The 25,952-nt window shown below is 38.3% G+C and carries 20 protein-coding genes; 19 read left to right on the top strand and 1 reads right to left on the bottom strand.

Going from position 1 to position 25,952, the window contains the following annotated elements:
* Positions 1–110: 110 nt before the first annotated feature.
* The 12 genes from MWU82_RS03760 (at position 111) to MWU82_RS03705 (ending at position 20,719) form a co-directional block, all read left to right on the top strand.
* Complete coding sequence (locus MWU82_RS03760; protein ID WP_215950128.1) at positions 111–875, top strand: Rossmann-like and DUF2520 domain-containing protein; 765 nt, start codon at positions 111–113, stop codon at positions 873–875.
* Positions 859–1,386, top strand: a complete 528-nt coding sequence (locus MWU82_RS03755; protein WP_215950127.1) for an HAD-IIIA family hydrolase — start codon at positions 859–861, stop codon at positions 1,384–1,386. The genes MWU82_RS03760 and MWU82_RS03755 overlap by 17 nt, the downstream gene beginning before the upstream one ends.
* A 4-nt stretch (positions 1,387–1,390) precedes the next feature.
* Entirely contained in the window at positions 1,391–1,978 is a 588-nt protein-coding gene (locus MWU82_RS03750; protein ID WP_247095273.1) for a Maf family protein, read from the top strand.
* Positions 1,979–2,013: 35 nt separating this feature from the next.
* A complete protein-coding gene (locus tag MWU82_RS03745; protein WP_247095272.1) occupies positions 2,014–2,964 on the top strand; it encodes a septum formation inhibitor Maf in 951 nt (316 codons plus the stop codon).
* A gap of 4 nt (positions 2,965–2,968) precedes the next feature.
* On the top strand, positions 2,969–3,517 hold the full coding sequence (locus MWU82_RS03740) for a mechanosensitive ion channel domain-containing protein (protein WP_215950124.1): 549 nt from the start codon (positions 2,969–2,971) through the stop codon (positions 3,515–3,517).
* A 78-nt stretch (positions 3,518–3,595) separates the two neighbouring features.
* The gene (locus MWU82_RS03735) at positions 3,596–6,106 is read left to right on the top strand and encodes a PIG-L family deacetylase (RefSeq protein WP_247095271.1); all 2,511 of its coding nucleotides are present in this window, start codon (positions 3,596–3,598) and stop codon (positions 6,104–6,106) included.
* Positions 6,107–6,231: 125 nt separating this feature from the next.
* Positions 6,232–7,938: a sodium:solute symporter gene (locus MWU82_RS03730; RefSeq protein ID WP_215950122.1), complete on the top strand. Its 1,707-nt coding sequence runs from the start codon at positions 6,232–6,234 to the stop codon at positions 7,936–7,938.
* Between the two features lie 237 nt (positions 7,939–8,175).
* Positions 8,176–9,216, top strand: a complete 1,041-nt coding sequence (locus MWU82_RS03725) for a LacI family DNA-binding transcriptional regulator (RefSeq protein WP_215950121.1) — start codon at positions 8,176–8,178, stop codon at positions 9,214–9,216.
* Between the two features lie 175 nt (positions 9,217–9,391).
* Positions 9,392–12,409: a SusC/RagA family TonB-linked outer membrane protein gene (locus tag MWU82_RS03720; protein WP_247095270.1), complete on the top strand. Its 3,018-nt coding sequence runs from the start codon at positions 9,392–9,394 to the stop codon at positions 12,407–12,409.
* A 10-nt stretch (positions 12,410–12,419) separates the two neighbouring features.
* Positions 12,420–13,997: a SusD/RagB family nutrient-binding outer membrane lipoprotein gene (locus MWU82_RS03715; protein WP_247095269.1), complete on the top strand. Its 1,578-nt coding sequence runs from the start codon at positions 12,420–12,422 to the stop codon at positions 13,995–13,997.
* Positions 13,998–14,262: 265 nt separating this feature from the next.
* Entirely contained in the window at positions 14,263–17,586 is a 3,324-nt protein-coding gene (locus MWU82_RS03710) for a VCBS repeat-containing protein (protein ID WP_247095268.1), read from the top strand.
* Between the two features lie 4 nt (positions 17,587–17,590).
* Positions 17,591–20,719 carry a DUF5107 domain-containing protein gene (locus MWU82_RS03705; RefSeq protein ID WP_247095267.1) on the top strand — a complete coding sequence of 1,043 codons (3,129 nt, stop codon included), beginning with the start codon at positions 17,591–17,593 and terminating at the stop codon, positions 20,717–20,719.
* Between the two features lie 145 nt (positions 20,720–20,864).
* Here MWU82_RS03705 and MWU82_RS03700 read toward each other — a convergent pair whose 3' ends face one another.
* On the bottom strand, positions 20,865–21,710 hold the full coding sequence (locus tag MWU82_RS03700) for a DUF2911 domain-containing protein (RefSeq protein WP_215950116.1): 846 nt from the start codon (positions 21,708–21,710) through the stop codon (positions 20,865–20,867).
* Positions 21,711–21,884: 174 nt separating this feature from the next.
* Here MWU82_RS03700 and MWU82_RS03695 point away from each other — a divergent pair, with 174 nt between their 5' ends.
* The 7 genes from MWU82_RS03695 (at position 21,885) to MWU82_RS03665 (ending at position 25,921) form a co-directional block, all read left to right on the top strand.
* Positions 21,885–22,304: a DUF1801 domain-containing protein gene (locus tag MWU82_RS03695; RefSeq protein WP_215950115.1), complete on the top strand. Its 420-nt coding sequence runs from the start codon at positions 21,885–21,887 to the stop codon at positions 22,302–22,304.
* A gap of 8 nt (positions 22,305–22,312) precedes the next feature.
* Positions 22,313–22,903, top strand: a complete 591-nt coding sequence (locus MWU82_RS03690) for a Crp/Fnr family transcriptional regulator (RefSeq protein ID WP_215950114.1) — start codon at positions 22,313–22,315, stop codon at positions 22,901–22,903.
* An 81-nt stretch (positions 22,904–22,984) separates the two neighbouring features.
* Positions 22,985–23,863 carry a pirin family protein gene (locus MWU82_RS03685; protein ID WP_247095266.1) on the top strand — a complete coding sequence of 293 codons (879 nt, stop codon included), beginning with the start codon at positions 22,985–22,987 and terminating at the stop codon, positions 23,861–23,863.
* 48 nt (positions 23,864–23,911) lie between these two features.
* The gene (locus MWU82_RS03680) at positions 23,912–24,205 is read left to right on the top strand and encodes a GNAT family N-acetyltransferase (protein WP_247095265.1); all 294 of its coding nucleotides are present in this window, start codon (positions 23,912–23,914) and stop codon (positions 24,203–24,205) included.
* Between the two features lie 2 nt (positions 24,206–24,207).
* Entirely contained in the window at positions 24,208–24,438 is a 231-nt protein-coding gene (locus MWU82_RS03675) for a (4Fe-4S)-binding protein (RefSeq protein ID WP_247095264.1), read from the top strand.
* A 135-nt stretch (positions 24,439–24,573) separates the two neighbouring features.
* Positions 24,574–25,116, top strand: a complete 543-nt coding sequence (locus MWU82_RS03670) for a DUF3124 domain-containing protein (protein ID WP_215950111.1) — start codon at positions 24,574–24,576, stop codon at positions 25,114–25,116.
* Positions 25,117–25,261: 145 nt separating this feature from the next.
* Positions 25,262–25,921 (top strand): hydrolase, encoded by a 660-nt coding sequence (locus tag MWU82_RS03665; protein ID WP_247095263.1) that lies wholly within the window; start codon positions 25,262–25,264, stop codon positions 25,919–25,921.
* The last annotated feature ends 31 nt before the right edge of the window (positions 25,922–25,952 follow it).

Raw genomic sequence — 25,952 nt, 5'->3', positions numbered from 1 at the left:
TACCATCCAATAATACCTCGTTGGTCGCCCTTGGAACTTATTGAATAATAACATTCAAAAAACTTATCGCCCATAATCCTATAATTTTGATTTAATATTTACTTTTGAATATGATATCTATTGTTTTATTGGGAACTGGCAATGTTGCCAAGCATTTGTTCAATGCCTTTTTGAGGGTAGATGAAATAAATGTTTTACAGGTTATTGGTCGGAACGAAGGTCACCTCGCCTATTTTAAGGATAAGGTTGAAACAGGGACGGATTTCACCAAAATTACCGATGCAGATATATATATAATTGCCGTAAGTGATGATGCCATTGCCCAGGTAGCACCTTTCCTAAAGAAGAAAAAAGGTTTAGTGGCCCATACCTCAGGAAGTGTTGCCTTAAAATCTCTTGGAGATTTAAATCATAGAGGGGTCTTTTATCCGCTGCAAACTTTTAGCGAGGGCAAATCAATCGATTTTAAAAAGGTGCCGATCTGTATTGAGGGCGAAGATAAGAGCGACATGAACCTGTTGAAGATATTGGCGGGACTCATTAGTTTGGAAGTGCACGAGATTACGAGCGAGCAACGGAAATCGCTTCACCTAGCAGCAGTTTTCGTAAATAATTTCACCAATTATCTGTTTACGATCGGCCATGACATTTGCACGGAACATAATTTGCCATTTTCCATGTTAAAGCCTTTGATTAAAGAAACCGTGAATAAGTTAGATTATCTAGCTCCCTTGGATGCCCAAACCGGACCAGCCAAAAGAAACGATGTTAAGACTATAGAAAGCCATTTAAATCAGTTAAAAAATAAAAATTATCAGGATATTTACAGCTTGTTAAGCAAATTGATAGGAGAGAAATATGGACAAAAGTTATAAGGAACTGCTTCAGGATATAACCACTTTTGTATTTGATGTGGATGGTGTATTTACAGATGGCAAAATTATGATCACCTCGGACGGGGAAATGTTAAGGACTATGAATGTACAGGATGGCTATGCTGTAAAAGTGGCCATTCAACAAGGGTATAATATCTGCATCATTTCCGGTGGTACCAACGAAGGCGTGAGATTGCGTTTAAGGGGGTTGGGAGTTACCGATATACACATGGGGGCACATCATAAAATAGACCCTTTTGATGAATATTTGGATATTTATAATATTAATCCACAGCATGTTCTTTATATGGGTGATGACATCCCCGATATTCCACCAATGAGATTGGCGGGTATTCCATGCTGCCCACAAAATGCTGTGCCAGAAGTAAAGGCGATGTCCAAATACATCTCCCATAAACACGGGGGTGATGGCTGTGTAAGGGATGTTATTGAACAAGTATTGAAAGTGAGGGGGCATTGGGCCGAAAATTTCAGCGCCAAGAACGATTAACCATATGTCCAACAACAAAGTAAAGGAATATCGGGTTATACTAGCGTCGGCATCCCCTAGAAGACAACAGTTCTTTAGGGAAATGGAAATAGATTTTACGGTACATCCAATACATGTAAACGAAATATATCCAGATCATTTAAAGGGTGCGGAAATTTCGGATTATCTGGCAAAATTAAAGGCCGCTGGATATGAAAATAAGCTGGAGACCAAAGATATCCTCATAACTTCCGATACCGTGGTTTGGCACAACAATGTCTCTTTGGCAAAACCTGCCGATCTTAAGGAAGCCTTTTCTATGCTTAAGACACTTTCCAACGATTGGCACGAAGTAATTACCTCGGTTTGTTTTACAACCAAGGACCGGCAAAAAATTGTAAATCAATGCACAAGGGTTAAATTCAAAGAATTGACCTACGGTGAAATAGAAAACTATATTCAGAACTATAATCCGTTTGACAAGGCTGGTGGCTATGGCATTCAGGATTGGATAGGACTTATTGGAATTGAAGAAATTCAGGGTTCCTATACCAATGTGGTAGGCCTGCCGACCCAATTGGTTTACAAAACGTTAATGGCCATGGCGGATTAGGTTATTTTGAATAATTTTAGAAAAATTTAATTACTATGCAACGGCTTTTTACTTTCATCTTTGTACACATAATAATATTATTGGTTCTTTTTAGTGCTTGTAAGGAAAATACCAAAGAATCTGAAAACCTTTCCCTGATAGGCAATGATATGAAGATGTCCGAAGTTAAACCGGCAAAAAATCAGTTATCCGATGAGTTCAAGGATTATTGGTATGCAGGGAAAGCAGAAATAACTTCATATAAATTGGAACAGGCCCGTTATGGTGAACTAAGAGATGGTAGTGCGGTTTTAATATATGTTACCGAACCTTTTTTAGCGGACAAGCAGGTGAAGGCAGATCAATCAAGTCCCAATAACGTTTCTGTACTTAAACTTAATAGCACCAAAAAATTCTTAACCGGCATCTACCCCTACTCTATAATGAATAGTAGTTTTTATCCCGTATCGGATAATCAACATGCCATCAAACTCACAACATCCGTGCAGGAGTGGTGCGGCCAGGTATTTACCCAGATGAACAATAGGGATAAATTTGAGGTAAAATCCTTTTCTTATTTTGAGAGTGAAGGGGATCAAACCATAACATTGGATAAAACGGATTTAGAAAATGAAATTTGGAATAAAATAAGGATCAACCCCACCAAGCTTCCTATTGGTATTATAAAAATGGTTCCCTCTATGGAATATTTGCGCCTGGCTCACAAACCACTAAAAGCTTATGAAGCCAATGCTGAATTGAGTACTGAAGCAAATGTGAATACCTACAAAATTACCTATCCAGAATTGGAAAGAACCTTGGCGATCAGCTTTTCGAAATCCTTCCCGCATACCATTGAAAACTGGTCCGAAAGTTATAAGAGTGGGTTTGGACCCAATTCTCAAACACTTACTACCAAGGCAACGAAAATAAAAACATTAAAAAGGGCTTATTGGCAGGAAAACAAAAATAGTGATGTATTTTTGCGCGATAGTTTAGGATTATAATTTTATGGAAACATTATTTTTGGAGTACAAAAATGAACTATTAGGCACGGGTATATGCTTATTGGTCCTTTTAATATTAAAGTATTTAGGTACTAAAGCAATACAAAAAGTTGGTAAAATAAGCGATATTAATGAGGTTCGTACGCGCTTGATCGTTAAATATTCCACTGTTGGCCTTACGACTTTTGGAATAGTTGCTTTGATTCTGATTTGGGGGGTAGAAATGAAGGATATCGGCCTGGTATTTTCCTCGGTTTTTGCTGTTATAGGAGTGGCCCTTTTTGCCCAATGGTCCATATTGAGCAATGTTACTGCCGGGGTTATTCTATTTTTCTCATTTCCATTTAAAATAGGTGATAAAATTAAAATAATGGATAAGGAAATTGAATTGCCCAATGAAGTATATCTAATTGAGGATATAAGGGCCTTTCATATTCATCTTAGAAGGCAAAATGGAGAATTATTTACCTACCCCAATAACATGATGCTTCAGAAGGCAATAGCCTTGGCACAAACCTATGAAGATTCCTTGGAAAGCAGCGAGGTTCTTTAAGGTGTTAAAGTAGTTGTAAATATTACGGCTTCGGATTTTATATTTTTATATTTGGGAACCAACTAAAACATATATTATATGCGCCTTCCTTGGGTATTCTTTTTTGGGATACTACTCTCATGCCAACTTATTGACGCTCAAGCACCTAAAAAAAATACTTCTTCGGACATATTTCATTCCATTCAAAAATTAAATTTTTTGGGTTCGGCCCTGTACATTGCTGCACATCCCGATGATGAAAATACACGGCTAATTTCCTACCTTTCCAATGAAGTAAAGGCTAAAACTGCTTACTTATCGCTAACCCGAGGGGATGGTGGACAAAATTTAATTGGTTCCGAACTAAGGGAGTTGTTGGGGGTTTTAAGAACACAAGAATTGTTGGCTGCTAGGCGTATTGATGGCGGAGAACAATTTTTTACTAGGGCGAATGATTTTGGTTACTCCAAGCACCCGAATGAAACACTTAAAATCTGGAACAAGGAGGCTGTGTTAAGTGATGTCATCTGGATTATACGCAATTTTAAACCGGATGTTGTGATCAATAGATTTGACCATAGATCTCCGGGTTCTACCCATGGCCATCACACCTCTTCGGCCATGCTTAGCTTTGAGGCTTTCGATTTGGCCAACAATCCAAATATGTATCCGGAACAATTAAAAAGCACAGACGTTTGGCAACCAAAACGACTTTTTTTTAATACCTCCTGGTGGTTTTATGGCAGCGAGGACAAATTTCAAAAAGCGGACAAATCCAAAATGATCGATCTGGATGTTGGGGTCTACTATCCATTAAGGGGGGTATCCAACAACGAAATAGCATCACTTGCCAGTAGCCAGCATTTGTGCCAAGGTTTTGGAAGATTGGCAACGCGAGGTAGTGAGAATGAGTATATAGAACTTTTGAAGGGAGACCTCCCAAATAATAAATCCGATATTTTCGACGGAATAAATACGACATGGTCGCGCGTTGAAGGTGGGGAAGCTGTTGGGAAGATTTTATATGAAATTGAAAGTAATTTTGATTTTGCCCAACCGTCAAAACATCTGCCACAGCTTATTGAAGGATATAAGGCTATCTTACAAATAAAGGACGAGCATTGGAAAAAAATCAAGAAACAGGAGTTGGAAGACATTATCCAATCTGTTTGTGGACTGTATTTGGAAGCAACTGCAGCAGAATCCAACACATATCCCGGAAGTAATATCGCCATTGATATTGAAGCATTGAATAGAAGCAATGCCGATATTAATCTTATATCTGTTTCCACTAGCACAGATAATCTTATAAATAAAAAATTAGCCCTTAAAGAAAATAAGAAAGAGTTGTTCCAAATAAATATAAATGTTCCGAGCAAGAAGGACTACACAAGTCCCTATTGGTTGAACAATAAAGGAACTACTGGAATGTATACGGTAAAGGACCAAAATCTAATTGGAAAACCGGAAACTCCCAATGCCTTTGAGGTAAATTTTGAAATGGAATTCAACGGATTTACCATAAATATTAAAAAGCCAATTGTATACAGATACTCCAAACCGGAAAAAGGGGAAATATATCAACCCTTTGAAATATTACCGGAGGCAACGGCAAGTTTTAAGGATAAGGTAATCATTTTTGCCAATTCCGAACCTAAGGAAATTCCTGTTACCATAAAAGCACTTAAGGACAATGTAAAGGGGGAATTACAGCTGTGCTTTGGAAAAGGTTGGAAAGTGGATCAGGAAATAAAACCTTTTGAAATAGCAAAAAAGGGAGACCAACGAATATTGAATTTTCTTCTTACTCCACCCTCCACAGAGGATGAAAATTATATTTCTCCTATAATTAAAGTGGATGGCAAGGAAATATCCAAAGAATTGATAGAAATATCCTATGACCATATTCCCAAGCAATCTGTGTTGATGCCTTCCGAAACCAAAGTGGTTCGATTGAACATTAATAAGAATGGAGAAAATATAGGATATATAAACGGGGCTGGCGATGAAATACCCGAAAGTCTTAAACAAATTGGGTATAAGGTAGACAAAATAGACCCTACTACCATACAGGCCGGATCCTTGGCCAAATTTGATGCAATTGTTGTTGGTATAAGGGCATACAATGTGGTGGATGAATTAAAATTTAAACAACGTTATTTATTGGATTATGTAAAGGAAGGTGGCAACCTAATTGTTCAGTATAACACAGCTGGCAGAAATGGATTGGACATGGATAACCTTGCCCCCTACCCCTTATCCATTTCCCGTGATAGGGTTACGGATGAAACCTCCAAGGTAAACATACTGGCCAAAACACATGCCCTTGTCAACTATCCAAATAAAATAACCCAAAACGATTTTAATGGCTGGGTACAGGAACGTGGTCTGTATTTCCCAGATGAATGGTCCAAGGAGTTTACTCCTATACTTTCAATGAACGATGAAGGGGAACCAGCTTTATCTGGTAGTCTATTAGTTGCACCTTACGGTAAGGGGAACTATATTTATACGGGTTTAAGTTTTTTCAGGGAGTTGCCAGCGGGTGTAACCGGGGCTTATAGGCTGTTCGCCAACCTACTTTCCTTGAAACAAGAGACCCAAAAATAAGCAGTATCTAACAAGAATCATTATGTTCGAAAAATTTGATTGGAAAAAAGAGTATACCTTGGTATTGGTGCTCAATATCCTCTATATTATTGTTTTTTATTTAATAATGACTGGAAACCGATAAAATGGCTGCAATAGATTGGATCATACTTGTCGGAACCCTTATTTTTATTGTTGGATATGGTGTCTGGAAAACAAAAGGAAGCCAGAATGTAACGGATTATGTACTTGGCGGTCACGATGCCAAATGGTGGACCATAGGTCTTTCCGTAATGGCGACACAGGCCAGTGCCATAACATTTTTGTCTACTCCAGGGCAGGCCTTTCATGATGGAATGGGGTTTGTTCAGTTTTATTTTGGTCTGCCGTTGGCCATGATTATCATATGTATTGTTTTTGTTCCTATTTATCATCGGCTCAATGTATATACCGCCTATGAATTTTTGGAAAACCGCTTTGATTTAAAAACAAGGACCTTGGCGGCATTATTATTTTTAATTCAACGTGGCCTTGCTGCCGGTATTACCATTTTTGCACCTTCAATTATTCTTTCCGCCGTCCTTGGCTGGGACTTAAGAACCCTAAATATTTTAATAGGTATTCTTGTTATAATTTATACCGTTTCGGGCGGAACCAGAGCTGTAAGTGTTACACATAAACAACAAATGTTCATTATAATGACAGGGATGTTTATCGCATTCTTTTTTATACTTGGTTATTTACCGGAGGACATTACATTTAGTAAGGCTTTGAAGATTGCGGGGGCCAGCGATAAATTGAATATTTTGGACTTTAGTGTCAATACCACAAGTAGGTACACGTTTTGGAGTGGAATTACAGGTGGTCTTTTTCTTGCCTTGGCCTATTTTGGAACGGACCAAAGTCAGGTGCAAAGGTATCTTTCAGGTAAAACAGTACGGGAAAGTCAACTTGGACTAATTTTCAATGGATTGCTAAAAATACCTATGCAATTCTTTATCCTATTGGTAGGTGTAATGGTATTTATATTTTTTCAATTCAACCATTCTCCTTTAAACTTCAATCCAGCTGCTACCAATGCCATAATGGAATCTTCCTATTCGGAGGACTATAAAATATTGGAAGAAGAACATTTGTTATTGGAGAGCGAAAAAAGAATGGCCCAAAATAAATTCTCAGGAGCCCTTGATCTTAAGGAGTACGATGCCATTGAAGTTGCCAAACAAAACATTGTGAGTATAAACAATAAGGACAAGGAAAATAGAAAGGCAGCCCAAGCATTAATCTCTATGGCCGATGATAGTGTAGAGACCAATGACAAGGATTATGTGTTTATTCATTTTATTTTAAATTTTCTTCCTAAAGGACTTATAGGACTTTTATTGGCCGTGATTCTTTCGGCTGCAATGTCCTCAACCGCCTCTGAATTAAATGCTTTGGGAACCGTTACATCTTTGGATTTATATAAAAGAAATAAGAAAGGTGAATTTACACAGGCCCATTATGTGAAGGTTTCAAAGTTATTTACCCTTATGTGGGGAGTTATAGCTATTGCAATTGCTTGTGTGGCCAACTTGTTTGATAACCTCATTCAATTAGTCAATATTATAGGGTCCATATTCTATGGAAACGTTCTAGGTATTTTTCTGATCGCCTTCTTTCTTAAATTCATTAAGGGCAATGCCGTTTTTGTGGCGGCCTTAATAACACAATGTATCGTAATAATTGGCTGGAGTTACGATTGGATGTCCTATTTATGGTTAAATGCCTTCGGATGCTGCTTAATAATAGTATTGGCGACCATATTGGAAGGTTTTGATCGTCTTCTTAAAAATCCACCAATAGAAGCGTAATATTTCCCATCATTTTAATGGTATTCGTATTGGACGTATACCCACAATTAAACTATTAAAGATCCATTTTTACTTGGATACAAGTAGGTTTGATAGCATAGATATACTGAAAATTGATCAAGTCCTCGAAAATTTTAAGTAATTTCTTGGGATTATTTCTATATTTAATGTTAGCAAACTGTTAAGAGTTTCTTTATATGCCAAAAATAAAACCCTGTTCCCGCATCAACTACTATAATGATTAAGGAGAAATATACTATAAAGGACATTGCCCAAATGGCAGGTGTTTCCAAGGGAACAGTAGATAGGGTATTACATAAACGTGGCAAGGTTTCCAAAGATGCTTTCGAGAAGGTGGACAAAGTACTTAAGGAAATAGACTACAGGCCCAATCCCATTGCCAGGAACCTTAAAAAAAATAAGACCTATAGTATACATGTTTTGCTTCCAGACCCGGAAAAGGATCCCTATTGGATTCCTGCGTATGAAGGAGTTGTAGAGGCCGCAGATCAATTTACCCCTTTTGGAATACTAATAAGTAAATATTTTTACGACCCTACAGATAGAACCTCCTTTATGGACCAATCAAGGGAAGCTATTCTATCCCAGCCCGATGTTCTTTTAATGGCTCCCATTTTTGAAAATGAGTCCCAAGTGGTTTTGGGACAATGCTGTGGAGCCAAGATTCCGGTTGTGTTGTTCAACAACCATATGAACACTTTTAAGGAGCAAATTTTTATAGGTCAGGATCTTAAACAAAGTGGCAGGGTTGCTGCAAGTTTAATGGAGAAAATAATTGAAAAGAATGATGGTATAGCTATCATTCATATAAACAAAGAACCCCATATGCAATCAAAGGAAAATGGGTTTATAGAGTTTTTTACAGAAAAGCAGGGCAGCAATCACGTTATTGTATCCAAAACGTTTAATTCTGCCGATAGAACCAGTTTTAATCTGGAGGTATCCCAATTTATAAAAAGCAATCCCAATATAAGTGCCTTTTTTGTAACCAATTCAAAAGCATATATGTTGGTAGAAGCTTTTGAAAGTCTAGGAAAAAAGGATGGGAAAATTATAGGGTATGATTTATTAAAGCCTAATATAAAGTATCTTAAACAAGGGGCCATAAAATTCTTAATTCACCAGAAACCAAAAAGACAGGCTTTTCTGAGTGTTAATTACTTAGCTGAACATTTCCTTTTCGGAAAGCCCTTACCCCCACGGGAATTATTACCTATAGATATTATTACCACAGAAAACGCACATTATTATATTTAATTAGCTTGTTTAAACCGATTATTATTCGGCACTAGCCTTAGAAAAAATAAGGTTTTATTTAATGTGCTCGAACACATTAACACCTTTACTATTTGTTTTATAAAAAAAAAAGATTAATTTCACTCTTAACTTAATATTAACAAACAACTAAATTATTAACTCAAACAATTTTATTATGGTCAAAAAATTGCTATTATTTTTTGTACTAGTGTTCGGAACCTATCCGTTACTGGCGCAAAGCAAAACGGTGACAGGTACGGTCACCGATGCTACGGATGGTTCTCCACTACCAGGTGTAAACGTACTTGTTCAAGGAACCACAACTGGATCACAGACGGATTTTGATGGAAATTATTCCATTGAGGCAGAAAGCGGAAACGTATTGGTATTTTCATTTCTTGGAATGAAATCCCAATCGATAACCGTAGGTGCATCTAATACTTACAATGTATCTATGCAAGAAGATGCAGAACAACTCGGGGAAGTTGTTGTTACTGCATTGGGTATTAAGAGGGAAGAAAAAACTCTAACCTATGCACAGCAGACCGTGCGGGCAGATGAGTTGACGGCGACTAGGGATCCTAATTTCATGAACAGTATATCCGGTAAGGCTGCTGGTGTTGAAATTAAGAAAAGTAGTTCTGGTGCCGGTGGATCTACCAAGATCGTTCTTAGGGGTAACAAATCCTTGAGTGGTGATAGCTCACCATTATTTGTAATTGATGGTATTCCTATGGCCAACAACAAAGGTGGCCAACCAGGAATGTGGGGAGGAGTTGATGCCGGTGACGGTCTTTCAGCTATTAACCCGGACGATATTGAGAGTATCAGTATTCTTAAAGGTTCCAACGCTGCCGTGCTTTATGGTAGTCAAGGTGCCAACGGGGTGGTTGTAATTACCACCAAGGCAGGTAAGTCTGGTAAAACTACCGTTAGCTTAAATTCTGGTTATACTTTTGAACACTATCTTGAACTGCCTGATTTACAGTTTAAATACGGAGCAAATGGCAATGCCAAAGAAAGCTGGTCTACAACCCCAGGTGATTATCAAAACAGTTATGTAGAAGAATTCTTCCAAACTGGTCATAACTTCAACAACACAGTTACCGTTAGTGGAGGAAATGATAAGACTACAGCCTATTTCTCCTATGGTAATATATCTGCCTCTGGTATAACACCGGAGAATAAATACCAGAAGAACAACTTTACCTTTAAGCAATCTACCAAGATGTTCGATGACAAGGTAACTGTTACTTCCAGTGTTATTATGGCTTTGGAAGAAACTAAAAACAGGTTGCCTGCTGGTTACTACCTAAACCCATTAACAGGGTTATATATGTTTCCAAGACAGCGAAATTTTTATAGCTTTAAAGACAATTACGAGGTTTTCGACGCTGACAGAAACTTATATACACAGAACTGGTTTGTTGTGGATCACCATCAATCCAATCCTTATTGGATAATTAACAAAGAGCCTAAAACCGATGAAAATAAAAGGGTTATAGGAAGTTTAAGTCTTGAATATGATATTACCGAAAAGCTTAAATTACAGGTTAGGGGTAACTATGATTATGCTGTAAAAGAGTTTGAACAACAGCACGCTGCTACCTCCAACTCTACTAATGTACACCCAAAAGGTGCTTGGGATTACAGAAAGTATGATGACCAATTGGTCTATACCGATGCTATTCTTAGCTACGATACGGATTTAAGTGAAAACTTCAGTTTAAACGGTGTATTGGGAGCAAGTTATCAGAAAACGGTTTACGGAGACGGTGTAAGCGTAAATACTGGTACCATAGGATTACTTTATCCTAATGAGTTCACTTTTCAAAACCTTCCGACTAACGTTCAGGTAAGTTCAACCTATGACGGATCTGTTATTAAGCAAGGTGCGTTTGCCAACATACAGTTGGGTTATAAGGAAATGTTATTCTTGGATCTTTCTGGACGAAATGACTGGGCTTCCACTTTGGCCCTAACAGGAAATGACTCCTATTTTTATCCTTCTGTTGGTGTAACCGGTATTATTAGTGAAATGTTCACTATGCCAGAGGCTGTTAGTTTCGGTAAATTAAGGGCTTCCTATACCCAAGTAGGTAACGAAGTACCTTTTAACAGAATCAATCCACAAAATACAATTAGTAGTAACGGTGGTGTGGACAGAAATACGGTAAAACCATTTTTGGATGCGAAACCTGAAATCATTACCAGTTTGGAATTTGGTGCTGATTGGAGATTTTTTCAAAACAGATTGGGATTGGACATTACCTATTATAGTCTAACTAGTAAAGATCAATTTATTCAAGTACCTTTATTACAGTCCGAATCTGAGGGGGGTTATACTACCAAATTCATCAATGCTGGGGAAATCACCAATAAAGGTTGGGAAATTACGCTTAGCGCTACTCCAATACAGACTGATGATTTTCAGTGGGTTTCAGCTTTTAACTTTACCAATAACACCAATAAAATTGTCGATATAGGACCTGATGATGACAAAGTAATCAATCTTGGATCTTCAGAAGGTTATCAATCCAAATTGGTAGAAGGTGGAGCCTTCAATGACTTATATGTATTGAAATTCCTAAGGAACGATCAAGGACAAATCTTGTTTGATGGTGGAAAACCTTTAAGGACACCAACTACTGAGCTAGTTGGCAATTTGGATCCAGACTGGACCCTAGGCTGGAACAACAACTTTAGTTACAAGAGATTTACCCTTGGCATGCAAATAAATGGTAAATTTGGAGGTAATGTGTTTAGTCAAACCGAATCCATGTTGGACGGTGCCGGAGTTTCCCAAAGAACTGCAGATGCAAGGGATGCTGGTGGTGTTACTGTTAATGGTGTAGACCAGACCTCTGGAGCAGCCATAACAACTGTGGATTCCGAAACTTGGTTTAGGGCCATAGGTGATAGAAACGGTGTTGGGGAGGCCTATGTTTATGACCGTACCAATATTAGGGTTAACCAACTTTCTTTGGGTTACAATATTGATGTGTCAAAATTAGGATTACCGATATCTGCGGCATCATTGTCATTCATTGGAAACAATTTGTTCTATATCTACAAAGACGCTCCTTTCGACCCAGAATTGGCAATGAGTACCAATCAAAATGCTCAGGGATTGGATAACTTTAATCTTCCTTCAACAGGAACTTATGGATTTAATCTAAAAGTAACATTCTAATTTATAAAAGATGAAAAAGTTAATATATCTAATTACAATGGTCATTGCCTTTAGCGGCTGTACCAACGATTTTGAAGAAACGAATACAAATCCATATCAAATATCCGGTGAATCATTAAAGCAGGATTTTAATCATGTGGGAGCGTTTTATTCCTCTATGCTTAGCCAAATATTTGGTAACCAGGTAGATCACAACTTGACCAATGTTACCTTTGCGCAGCATTTGGCCACTCCTACTCCATTTGTTGGCGGTGTAAACAACACTACCTACTATATACGTTGGAATGGTTACTGGGCTAGGGAATATAACAATGTTATGGCTCCTGCCAAACAAGTTATCGATATTGCCGCAGCTGATGGATATGACGTGTTCGTAGAATGGGCCAATTTGATTAGAATTGTATCCATGTCCAGGGTTACTACCTATTATGGACCAATTCTTTATACCAATTATGGATCTACAGGAAGTGCCCTTTATGATAGCGAGGAAACATTATATAATGCTTTCTTTAGTGATCTGGACAGAATTATCTCTGTATTCAGTGCCAATACGGACTATGTTGGTCTAAATGAGTTTGATGCCAGTTATGGTGGTGATGTTAGTAAATGGGCAAAATATGCCAATTCATTAAGATTACAATTGGCCATGCGTATCTCCAAGGTAGCTCCTGATGTAGCCAAAACTCAAGGGGAAAAAGCTATGGCAGATCCAGTAGGACTAATTGAGACCAATGAGGACAATTTTAATATTTCTTTATATGGCGCAAAATTTCACCCTGCACAAATCTGTTATGAATGGGGCGATACCAGAATGAGTGCTACAATGGAATCTATTTTGATAGGCTACAAAGATAACCGTATTGCGCCGTTCTTTGAGCCTGTAGATGATTTGACTTTGGTTACGGATCACCCAGATTGGCCTTATAAAGGTATCCGTAACGGTGCTGAATTGGTTGCCAAGGATGACCGATTGAGCTTCTCCAAAATAAACGAAGATTTTAACAAACCAACGAAGGTTACCTCGCGTAAGGTAATGAGTGCCGACGAAGTATTCTTTATTAAGGCAGAAGCTGCTTTAAGAGGATGGGCCGGTGCTGGAGATGCACAAGCCAACTATGAGGCGGGTGTTAGAGCTTCCTTTGAATTATGGGGCGCAGGTGGTGTTGATGCCTATTTAGCGGACAATACAAGTCTGCCTATAGACTATAACGACCCTGTGGCAACTGGTTCTGTAAATGATTTTGTTAACCAGATCACTACAACAGTTGCTTGGGATGAGGCCGCGAGCAATGAGGTCAAATTGGAGAAAATTATAACCCAAAAATGGATCGCTGCCTATACCAACGAAATGGAGGCTTGGGTAGACTACAGGAGAACGGGTTATCCTAAATTACCTCCAGTGTACCAGAATAGTAGTAATTCCGATTGGGGTATAATTCCTGATGGAGAGGCTATAAAAAGAATGCCGTTCGTAAATACAGAACGCGAAGGTAATGCCGCGGGTGTTGCAGATGCAACAGCCAAATTAGGCGGACCGGATGAAATTGGAACAAGACTTTGGTGGGATACTGGCGGACCAAACTTTTGATATTCAAACATCTAATTTAATAGTAAACAAAATGAAAACCTGTGATTATAAAATCACAGGTTTTTTTTATTTGATTATGCTATTGACCAATTATAATAATTAATATAAATGTCCAAGAAATTCTTTTATATCCCAATCATTTATAGTGGTGAGTCCATAGAATTAATTAACTTACCTTTTGTAATTATTACCATTATATCATAAGCTTTTGGTTTTATAATATAATTCATGAAATCGAGCCTATGTTGATTAATTCTTTATATATATGATTCAAAATATCACCAAAATATGCCTGCTTGTCACAACACTATTTATTTTTTCTTGCCAAGGTGTAGATCAAAGCAAAATGTTCTCCCTAATGCCGGGCAACAAAACTGGAATTACATTTAAACCTATTTTACAGGAAACCGAGGAATTTAATATTTTAACCTATGGATATATCTACAATGGAGGTGGGGTAAGTGCTGGTGATGTCAATAATGATGGTCTTACGGATCTTTATTTCACGGCCAGCATGGTAGGAAGCAGGTTATATATCAATAAAGGGAATTTTAAATTTGAAGAAGTTGCGCAAAAAGCAGGGGTATTTGCTGAAGGCTTGTGGAATACCGGAACTACTATGGCCGATGTTAATGGGGATGGCTTATTGGATATTTATGTCTGTAGATCAGCTGCCAAAGACGATTATAAAAGAAAGAACCTATTATTCATTAATAACGGAGATTTAACTTTTACTGAAAAAGCTACAGAATACGGTGTTGATGATAGTGGTTATTCCACCCAAGGCGCTTTTTTTGATTATGACCGGGACGGAGACCTTGATTTATATGTGGTGAACCATTCCTCACAGGAATATTCCAGTTTTAGACAAATATCCAATAGCCTAAAGCAGCAAAGAAATCCTGCCTATGAAGACCGACTTTATAGAAACGATGATGGAAAGTTTGTTGATGTAAGTGATTCTGCCGGACTTGTTTCAAATGTGTTGGGTTTCGGACTTGGTATAGCCGTATCGGATTTGAATAATGACAACTGGCCAGATATTTATATTTCAAATGATTTTAAGGAACAGGACTATTTGTATATCAATAATCAAGATGGCACGTTTACTGAAAGTCTCGAAGAATATATTGGACACACCTCCCATTTCTCCATGGGTTCGGATGTAGCTGATATCAATAATGATGGCTTTCCGGAAATTATGACTTTGGACATGCTTCCAGAAAATAATTACCGTTTAAAGATGGTGTCCGGTCCGGATAATTATGATAAAAACAGTTTTTTGGAGAAATCCGGATTCTATTACCAGACCATGAGGAATATGATGCATTTGAACAATCAGGGGAAATCTTTTTCCGAAATTGGCCAATTCGCAGGAGTTTCCAATACCGACTGGAGTTGGGCCTCACTTTTTACTGATTTGGACAATGATGGCTTTAAGGATTTATTTATTACCAATGGAGTAAAACGCGATTACACCAATATGGACTTTTTGAATTTTGCGGTTCAGGATAGGATCAATCAAAATAAAACCGGTGTAGAGACGGCCATTACAGATTTATTGGAGAATATGCCTGCTACCATTGAAGAGAATTATACCTACCACAATAACGGAGACCTTACTTTTTCTAAAGTTAATGAAGAATGGGGCTTAAATCAGAAATCGCTCTCCAATGGAGCCGTATATGCCGATCTGGACAATGATGGAGATCTAGATCTTGTTGTCAATAATATAGATGAATACCCCTTTGTTTACAGAAACAATAGTGAACTACATACTACCAACCACCACCTAAAAATCAATTTTAAGGGTGAAGGAAAAAACACCTCGGGCATTGGCTCCAAAGTCACTTTAACTGTTGGAAACAAATTACTAATGCAAGAATTTATGCCTACTAGAGGGTTTCAATCTTCCGTAGATTTTAATCTGATTTTTGGACTTGGGGATGCCGTGTCCGTAGATCAACTTAAGATTATTTGGCCTGATGGCAGGGTTCAGGTTATGACCGATGTAAAGGCCGATCAAACAATTACCCTAAATCAAAAGGATGCGGCTTTAGTGGAGAATAATTCCGAAGCAATAGTTGGCAAAACCTTTTTTACGGACATAACTTTAGACAGTCTTATCCCCTACCGGCATTTGGAGAATGATTATAACGATTTTAAACGGGAACAGTTACTCCCCCATAAATTATCTACCCAAGGACCAACAATTACCAAAGCGGACGTAAATAATGATGGCTTGGAAGATATATATGTAGGCGGTGCCAAAGGAAGTGAAGGCCGAATGTTTAAGCAAATGTCTTCAGGCAAGTTCCTGGCCATAAATGAAAAAACATTCCTTACTGATAAGGAATCGGAAGATATTGGCTCTCTTTTCTTCGATGCGGATAACGATGGGGATATAGATCTCTATGTGGTAAGCGGAGGAAACGATTTTGAGGAAGATTCCAGTGAACTACAAGATAGACTGTACATTAACGACGGCAGGGGCAACTTTGCAAAAAGCACCACAGGATTGCCTAAAATGATTACTAGTGGTTCCTGTGTAAAAGCCAATGATATTGACGGGGATGGGGATTTGGACCTATTTGTTGGTGGTAGATTGGTTCCTGGCAAATATCCCACAGCACCAAGAAGTTATATTTTGCAGAACAATGGTAAAGGCGTTTTTACGGATATCACATTTACTATAAACCCAGATCTTGAATACCCCGGAATGGTTACAGATGCTATATGGACCGATTTTGATAACGATACTATTAATGATCTAATTTTAGTAGGTGAATGGATGAAAATCAGAACATTCAAAAATGCAGGTGGTAAACTTGTGGAAGTATATGAGAACAATGGGCTGAAAGATTCTGAAGGATGGTGGAACAGCATTGAACAAGGGGATTTTGACAAGGATGGTGATATGGATTATATTATTGGAAACTTCGGTAGAAATTCTCAATTAAAAACGTCCATAGCTGAGCCGGTTAGTTTATATACCAAAGACTTTGATAACAATGGTTCCTTGGATCCCATAATGACTTCTTATAATCTGGGAGAAGAATTTCCTGTTTTTTCAAAAGATGATTTGGTGGGGCAATTAAGTGGTCTCAAAGGAAAATATTTAAATTATTCAGATTATGCCTCAGCGAAAATTACCGATGTTTTTAGCCCAGATGAATTAAAAGGGGCCATGGTCTTAAAAGCTAAAAATTTCAATACCAGTTATATGGAAAACCTAGGTGATGGAAAATTTAAACTCGTTCCCTTGCCAGTAGAAACACAATTTTCGCCAATATATGGGATATTAAAGGGTGATTTTAATAATGATGGCAACGAAGACTTGGTTGTTGGTGGTAATTTTTTTGGAACCAGGGTGAAATTTGGAAGGTATGATGCCAATAAGGGCTTGGTCCTATTTGGTGACGGAAAAGGCAATTTTAAGCCTTCAACTGTACTGGAAAGTGGTTTAAATATTGACGGCGAAATAAGGGACATCACCAAAATTACCTTGGCCGATAAAACTCAGGTAGTGTTGTTTGTAAGAAACAATGATGCCATAGCAATGTATAAAATAGAATCAACTAAAAAATAGCAAAGTGAAAGTAAAGAGTATCAGCGTAATAATTGCATTGGGATTATGTCTCGGAACCATGGCACAATCGCCATCTGTGACCATAAAGGAGGAAATGATGTCCTTGGAAACGTATGACTATAGTAAACCTAACCCTGTCCCTATCCTGACGGACAATGCCAAAATCTTTCCGTATTTCAAGTATGAAGGTTATGAAAATATAGCAAAGAAGAAAAATTGGAAGGTAGTTACCTTAGAAAATGAATTCATTAAAGTCTTTGTCCTGCCTGAAATAGGTGGTAAAGTCTGGGGAGCTATAGAGAAAAGTACCGGTGAGGAATTCCTTTATAAAAATGAAGTAATCAAATTCCGGAATATTTCAATGCGCGGACCTTGGACCTCTGGAGGTATTGAATTCAATTTTGGAATTATAGGGCATCATCCCTCCACTGCTACTCCGGTAGATTATGTGGTAAAAACTAATGAAGATGGCAGTGTAAGCTGTGTCGTGGGCAGTGCTGACCTCCCATCAAGTACAGATTGGAGGGTAGAAATTAGGCTCGAGAAGGACAAGGCCTACTTTGAGACCAATGCCTCTTGGTACAATGGCTCCCCTATAGATCAATCCTATTACAATTGGATGACCGCTGCAGCAGTGGTTTCGGACGATTTGGAGTTCATCTATCCAGGGAATCAATTTTTGGAACATGGAGGAACAGCCAAACCATGGCCCATAGATGCAGAAGGTCGAGATCTTTCCCTCTATAAAAACAATAATTTTGACAAGGATATTTCCGAGCATGTTGTAGGCGATTATAAGGACTTTTTTGGCGGATACTACCACAATAGAAAATTTGGTTTTGGCCATTGGGCACCCTATGAAGAGATGCCGGGACAGAAACTCTGGTTATGGTCCATGGCAAGGTCGGGAGCTATTTGGGAGGATTTACTAACGGACACCGATGGACAGTATATGGAATTCCAGGCGGGGCGACTTCTTAATCAATATTTTCCCGGAGAAATCAATCCTATTTCCCAAGCCAATTTTGAACCCTATGTCATGGACCGCTGGAGAGAAATCTGGTTTCCTTTCAAGGAAATTGGTGGCATGGTAGATGCAACGGAATACGGTGTCCTAAACGTTAAGGAATTGGATGCAGGAATCTATATTGGTATCAATGCCCTTCAAAGTTTAAGAGACAATTTGCGGGTATCCATTAATGGGAAAGAAGTTTTTTCTGAGGAAATTAGCCTAAAGCCTATGGGAGTATTTTCCAAAGAGCTTCCATTGGAGGACTCCGGGGAAATAGTGGTGCAATTAGGTGATAAAAAATTATTTTATACCTCAAATGGTGAAAGCACCCTCATAAAGCGTCCGTTTATTGATGATGAAGCAGTAAAGGTTTCCATGAGCCAACAATTGTACCATGAAGGTTGGGAGGCCCTAAAGTTTAGGGACTATGAACTTGCCGCCAAAAAATTAAATGAATTGGTAGATATTGACCCCTCACATCAAGAAGGACTGTTGAAAATGGCGGGTTTGGAATATCGGAAAACGAATTATGACAAAGCCCTGAAATATGTTAATAGGGTTTTAAAATTGGATACCTATAACCCAGAAGCCAATTACTTGGCCGGAATTATATATCGTTCCCTAAATGACACTATAAATGCTTTGGAATCTTTTGGCTGGGCAGCCAGAAGCATTAAGTATAGATCTGTATCCTATGCCCAAATGGCCGAAATTTATTTTTTTGTTCAAAATTTTGAAAAAGTGGAGCAATATGCCAATAAGGCATTGGATTACAATACCTACAACCTAAATGCACGAAAAATTAAATTATTGTTGCATAGGAAAAACAATAACTCCAATGCATTTAATCAAGAATATGACGAACTAATTAGAATAGATCCATTGAATCACTTTGCCCTGTTAGAATCCCAATTTCAATCTGGGCGCGGCTCTATTAGTATGCCGAAGGAGATCAGCAATGAATTTCCCGATGAATCCATACTGGAACTGGCCATTTATTACAAGGGCATAGGATTGGTACAGGAAGCAATGGAGATTCTAAAATTGTCCAAAACAGCGAATGCCAAAATACATCTTTGGACAGCTTATTTGGCCCAGGATATGGCCGGTTGGCCTAGTAATGAATACTTGGATAGGGCCATAGCAGCCCCGGTTGATTTTGTTTTCCCTTACAGGCCTGAAACCATTGATGTTTTACAGTGGGCCATCTCCCAAAATGCAAATTGGAAATTTAAATACTACTTGGCGCAGAACTATATCGCCGTTGGACAAAAGGATTTGGGGTTACAGCTTCTACAGGATTCTGGAAATGAACCTGATTCCGATATTTTTTATCGTTTCAGGGCACGAATTTTGGAAAATAAGGATTACGAAGCCAATGAAAAGGATTATTTAAAAGCATTGCAGCTAAACAGTTCTGATTGGAAACTTAGGGAGGAAGTAGTTCAATTCTATTTAGATAATGATAAAATTGAACCTGCATATAAATTGGCTAAAAAGTCGTACGCCAAATATCCCAAAAATGCCAATATCGGGTTGATTTATGCGAAATCCTCCCTATTGAACGATCAGTATGGAAAAACCATTGAAGTCCTAAAGGATATATTGATATTACCTTTTGAACATGCTTCAGAAAGTAAAAAAATATATACCGAGGCTCATATTTTAATGGCGTTGAACAATATGAAATCCGGGAAATACAATAAAGCCATATCCCTTTTGGAATCGTCAAAAGAATGGCCAGAAAACCTGGGAGTTGGAAAACCTTTCCATGCAGATGAAAGGCTACAGGATTATTTGCTTGCAGTGAATTATGAAATGCTCCAAGATTCAAATAAAAGTGCACAGTTGTTGAACGGTATATTGTCTTTTAAAAATAAGAACAAACAGAAAGTGGTAACCCCCAATGACCTGTTTGAACTTTTGTCCCTTAAAAAATTGGCGAAGAACTCGGAATTGGAATCTTCCATAAATAGAATTTCAAATATCGATTCCAGCTTAATGGGCAAGATGGTTTTGGCGTTGTACCATAATGATACTGCCTCACTGCAGGAATTAAGAAACAAAAACGTTTTAAGCAATCCGTCGCTGAAGATAATGGAAGCGGCCAGCAAATATTGATTGCACCTACCAGAGGGATAATAGATTAACGGTCAGTACTATAATCCTTGGAATTACGAACCATTTGTCAAGGGATTTTTAGATACAAATCTTCCAAAAAAAAAGCTCACGGAAAAGTGAGCTTTTTATATTCGGTACAAAGATATTACTTAGCCCCCCACTCTTTCAAGGAGTCTTTGTTCATCTTAACGTAGTCGGCATTACCAGCGGCTTCGGCAGCGGCCAGTGATTTTTTTGCAGTTTCAATAGCCTGTTTTTTATCGCCTGCTTTGGCATAAATTAGCGACTGTTGTCTTAATTGCCAAAATGCGGGTTTCTCCGTCATGCTCATGGCTTTATCCATCCATTCCTTGGCCTTATTGATATCCTTACCGGAATTCATGTAATATACGGCAGCGGCATAATAATCATTGGCGTCCGGACCTTTCATTACTTTTTCTATGGAACTAGTGACCGCTTTGTCCGTAGGAACATCAAACTTAACACCTACATATACATCGGACCAATACATGCCTAAAGTGGCAGCGTTATCAGAAAGGCCGTCGATAGAAATCGTAAAAGTTTCAACCTGAAATGGCAGATTTTGTACTTGAGCGGTTGTTTTGGCAGCAACTTTGCTTTCGTCCCAGGTTGCCGGTGTTCCTCCGCCATCGGCTTCGGTATAAAAGATTACCTCCCAGGCTGCAGCTCCCGGTTTAGTATAAATGGCATAAGAACCAGCTTTAAGCTCTTGATTTCCTATCATTACGTTTTCACTGAAGGTTATCTTTGTCCTGGCGTTGGCCCCTGTTCTCCATAATTTATCATAAGGTACCAAATCCCCAAAAATGGTTCTTCCACGCATGGATGGCCTGGAATATTCCACCGTTACATCGGTCAATCCAACCTTCTGAACAAGTGTCGAGGACGGACTCGGTTGCGGCGTGTTGATCTGTGCCTGTACTCCAAAGGATACAGCAATCATTAGTACTAAAAGTGTTATTTTTTTCATGTTAATAAGTGTTTAGAATGTTTATGCTAAATTACATATTAAAAGCCTAATCTGGAAGTGGGTCAGTCGTATTATACCCAACTAATTATAATATCTTCCAAAGCGATAATGAAATATACCCTATGTTGCTTTACTCCTTTTTTAGTAAATTTATAGTACACCAATTTGCAAGGGATGACGGAGAACAAAACTAAACCGAACAATAAATCTGTTATGGCTTTTTTAAACTCCGTTGTGGGTATAGAAAAACGTAAGGATGCCCATGCATTATTGGAATTGTTTAAAAACATTACCCTAGAACCGGCAGTAATGTGGGGTGAAAGTATAATCGGTTTTGGCAGTTACCATTATAAATACGATTCTGGTCGGGAAGGAGATATGTGCATCACAGGATTTTCCCCTAGAAAATCTAATTTTTCAATCTATATCATGTCAGGATTTTCCAATAATCAGAAGCTTTTGGATCAATTGGGTCCCCACAAAACGGGCAAAGCCTGTCTTTATATAAAACGATTATCAGATATTAATATGGATGTACTATCCAAAATGATAGAATCATCCTACCTTTATTATAAACACAAACATTCCCAATAAATATTTACATGCAAAATTTCACTAAGTATTTAAAGACCAAGGCGAACATAGCGGAACCTGAATTTCAGCTGCTTATCAAAAAAGTAGAATTCAGAAATATTGAAAAAGGCGAGGTGCTCTTGCGTCCGGGTGAAGTTTGTAGACATTTCTTCTTTGTTGAAAACGGCCTCTTACGCTCCTATACGGTTGACGACGGCGGCAAGGAGCATATTATTCAGTTTGGTTCCGAAAATTGGATCGTCTCCGATCGGAGTTCTGCTTTTTTTAATGAACCTTCAGACCTGTTTATCGATGCCATAGAGGATACCAAGGTAGTTTTAATAAATTCGGACTTTATAAATGAAGCTAGTGCAATAAGCTCTTCCTTTAGGAACTATAATCAAATAGCCCTTCAGAACCACATTCGACACCAACAAAAACGAATTAATCTTTTGTTGAGCGCAAGTGCAGAGAGGAGATATATGAATTTTATTAAATTATACCCAGATCTAACATTAAGGGTGCCACAATGGATGATTGCTTCCTATTTGGGCATTACCCCGGAGAGTCTTAGCAGGGTACGCAAAGAATTGGCCCATAAAAACTTTAAACCTAACTAGGGAATATATTACTTATCATACATCAATGCACAGGACCCTATATCCTTGTATTATTGCTATATAATTATTAAATAGATATTGATGAATACAAAGAATATAGAAATAGTAGTGGCGCCAAGGGAGCCACACTATGTGGGAGACGGGTTTAGAGTTCATAATTTTATCCCCAGTGGCTATAGGTTGGATATGGAAAGAATGGACCCCTTTATCCTTCTGGATTACAATAGCCCGTTTTACTTCCCCCCTACCGATAAGCCTAGAGGGGTAAGTGTACATCCTCACAGGGGTTTTGAAACGGTTACCATAGCCTATCAGGGGAAAGTGGCCCATCATGATAGTTCTGGCAACAGTGGCGTTATTAGCGAGGGGGATGTACAATGGATGACCGCAGCCTCTGGTATACTTCATAAAGAATATCACGAAGAGAAATTTAGCAAGGAAGGAGGCTATTTTCAAATGGCACAACTTTGGGTAAACCTTCCGGCCAAGTACAAAATGTCTACCCCGAAATATCAGGGAATAACCAATGCCCAGATAAATAAATATCAGTTGGAAAATAATAAAGGGGTAATTGAAGTCATAGCCGGGAACTATAAAAATATTGAAGGTGCGGCATCTACATTTTCCCCTGTCAATATGTTCAATGCGAGACTAGAAGTTGGTGGTAAAGCGGATTTTAGCTTTCCAGCTGCCTATAATACCGCCTTGCTGGTAGTTGCTGGGGAAATAAATGTGAATGGAACGCAGACCGTAGCCGAAAATCATTTTGTGCTCTTCGAAAATGAAGGTGAAGATTTTAGTATGGAGGCTACGAAGAAATCAATTGTTCTAATTTTAAGTGGTGAACCCCTTAACGAACCTATAGCCGCCCAAGGGCCCTTTGTAATGAATACCCGTGAGGAAATAGCCCAGGCCATAAAAGATTATAATTTGGGCAAATTTGGCTATTTGGAGGAATAAAGTGTAAATTAGAAATAGGAATATACAGGACGAATAATAACGATAAGTATGAACTACAAATTAATAGACAATACGGAAAGAAAGCAATATGAGTATCATATTGATGGCGTTATTGCCAAAATTGAATATATAAAGGCAAAAGATAAAATTTATCTTACCCACACAGAGGTTCCAAAGGAATTGGAAGGGCAAGGGGTGGCCTCCGCTCTAGTGAAAGATGTTCTTATAGATATAGAAAGGAAGGAATTGACCTTGGTTCCGATGTGTCCATTTGTAGCTTCCTACATAAAAAGACACCCTGATTGGAAAAAGTTGGTTTTAAAAGGAATTAATATCGCTTAATTATGGAACAGAAAGAAAATTTTAAGGAATACACCAATGGTGAAATTACTGTAGTTTGGAAACCTTCAAAATGCATTCACGCCGGAGTATGTGTCAAAACCTTGCCAGAGGTATACGATCCAAAAGGGAAACCGTGGATAAAGCCTGAGATGGCTACGACCGAACAATTGAAATCCCAGATCATGAAATGTCCGTCCGGTGCCCTCTCGTTTTACATGAACAGAAAAAGTTGAACACTTATATCTATCCTTAATTTGAAATGCACGATTCTCCAATTAAAGAGTATCTTTATGCAGGACTAAGCGCTCCTAAAGGGAGCATTAGTTTCAAGTTTTAATGATGTAATGTTTAAAACGAAGTCTAAAAGAATGATTACTATATTTCTCAGAAGTTTCCATTTTATAGGAAAAAAAATATGTCTAGCCCTCTGCACTTTGTTACTGATCCTTAGTTGTTCCGAGGAAAAGAAGGTCAGTCATATAGATCCTATTAATTGGGAAAAGAGATATATGGCCTTACCCGTTCAGGACTCACTTATAAAAGGTAGTTCCTATTTGTCCATATACTCATCCATATATGATGGAACAGAAAGAACACTGCATCATTTAACGGCTACCGCAAGTATGAGGAATGTAAGCAATACAGATTCCATTTATATTTTAAAAGCTGAATATTACAATACCCAGGGAGAACTTATCCGCACCTATTTTAACAAACCAATATTTCTTAAGCCTTTGGAAACCATTGAAATTGTTATTGATCAAGATGATGAATACGGGGGAACAGGCGCAAATTTTGTTTTTGATTGGGCTGTAGAATCGAATAATCACGAGCCTATTTTCGAAGCCGTGATGATTTCTACCACAGGACAACAGGGAATCTCCTTTACTACGCGGGGAATAAAATTGTAGGCTTTAAATTCAGGCACTAAATTGACTTGGCATTAAAACTCCCTGTCTGTACCAATTAAAAAAAAGACTATATTTAATAAGCTCTAGTCAAAGGCCAATTTACCATCCTTATTGTTATTTCTTTTAACCTAATTCATGCTGCATTATGATCAAGGTACCTTCTTTTGGTAGTAAGCTAAGAAAAAATATCGTGGAGGTGCCGGAGGTAATCAACTCTTGTTCCGGAATACGGGTTTTTGGACAATTGCTAAAATCGTTCCTGTTCAGTACAGATGTTGCCATTATTAGAAACACCAATGCCAATGCCATTATTGCCGTCTATCCCTTTACACCACAGCCCTTAATTAGTCATGCTTTAATTTTGGCAGCGGACAAGCCTATCTTTTGTGGGGTTGGAGGCGGAATTACCACAGGTAAAAGATCGGTGGAACTGGCTTTGCACGCAGAGTTTCAAGGTGCTTTGGGGGTTGTCCTGAACAAACCCACTCCCAATGAACTTATAGCGAGATTAAAACTTAAAATTGATATTCCAGTGACCATCACCATTGTCTCTGAAAAGGATGATATAAAAGGTAGAATAGCCGCCGGGGTGGATATTTTTAACGTATCAGGAGCCGGTAAAACTGCGGACATTGTTAAGCGTATTAGGGATATTGACAACGACATAGCCATATTGGCCACAGGAGGACATTTAGAGGAGGACATTGTAAGAACTATAGAAGCGGGTGCCAATGCCATTAGCTATACCCCTCCTTCCACCAGTGAGTTGTTCAAGGACATCATGTTAAAATATAGAAGCGAATAATTAAATGGCGATAATCAATCCAAACATAAAA

Source organism: Arenibacter sp. S6351L, from assembly GCF_023016025.1.
Taxonomy (GTDB): Bacteria; Bacteroidota; Bacteroidia; order Flavobacteriales; family Flavobacteriaceae; genus Arenibacter; species Arenibacter algicola_B.
This window is presented reverse-complemented; position numbering and strand designations above follow the sequence as displayed.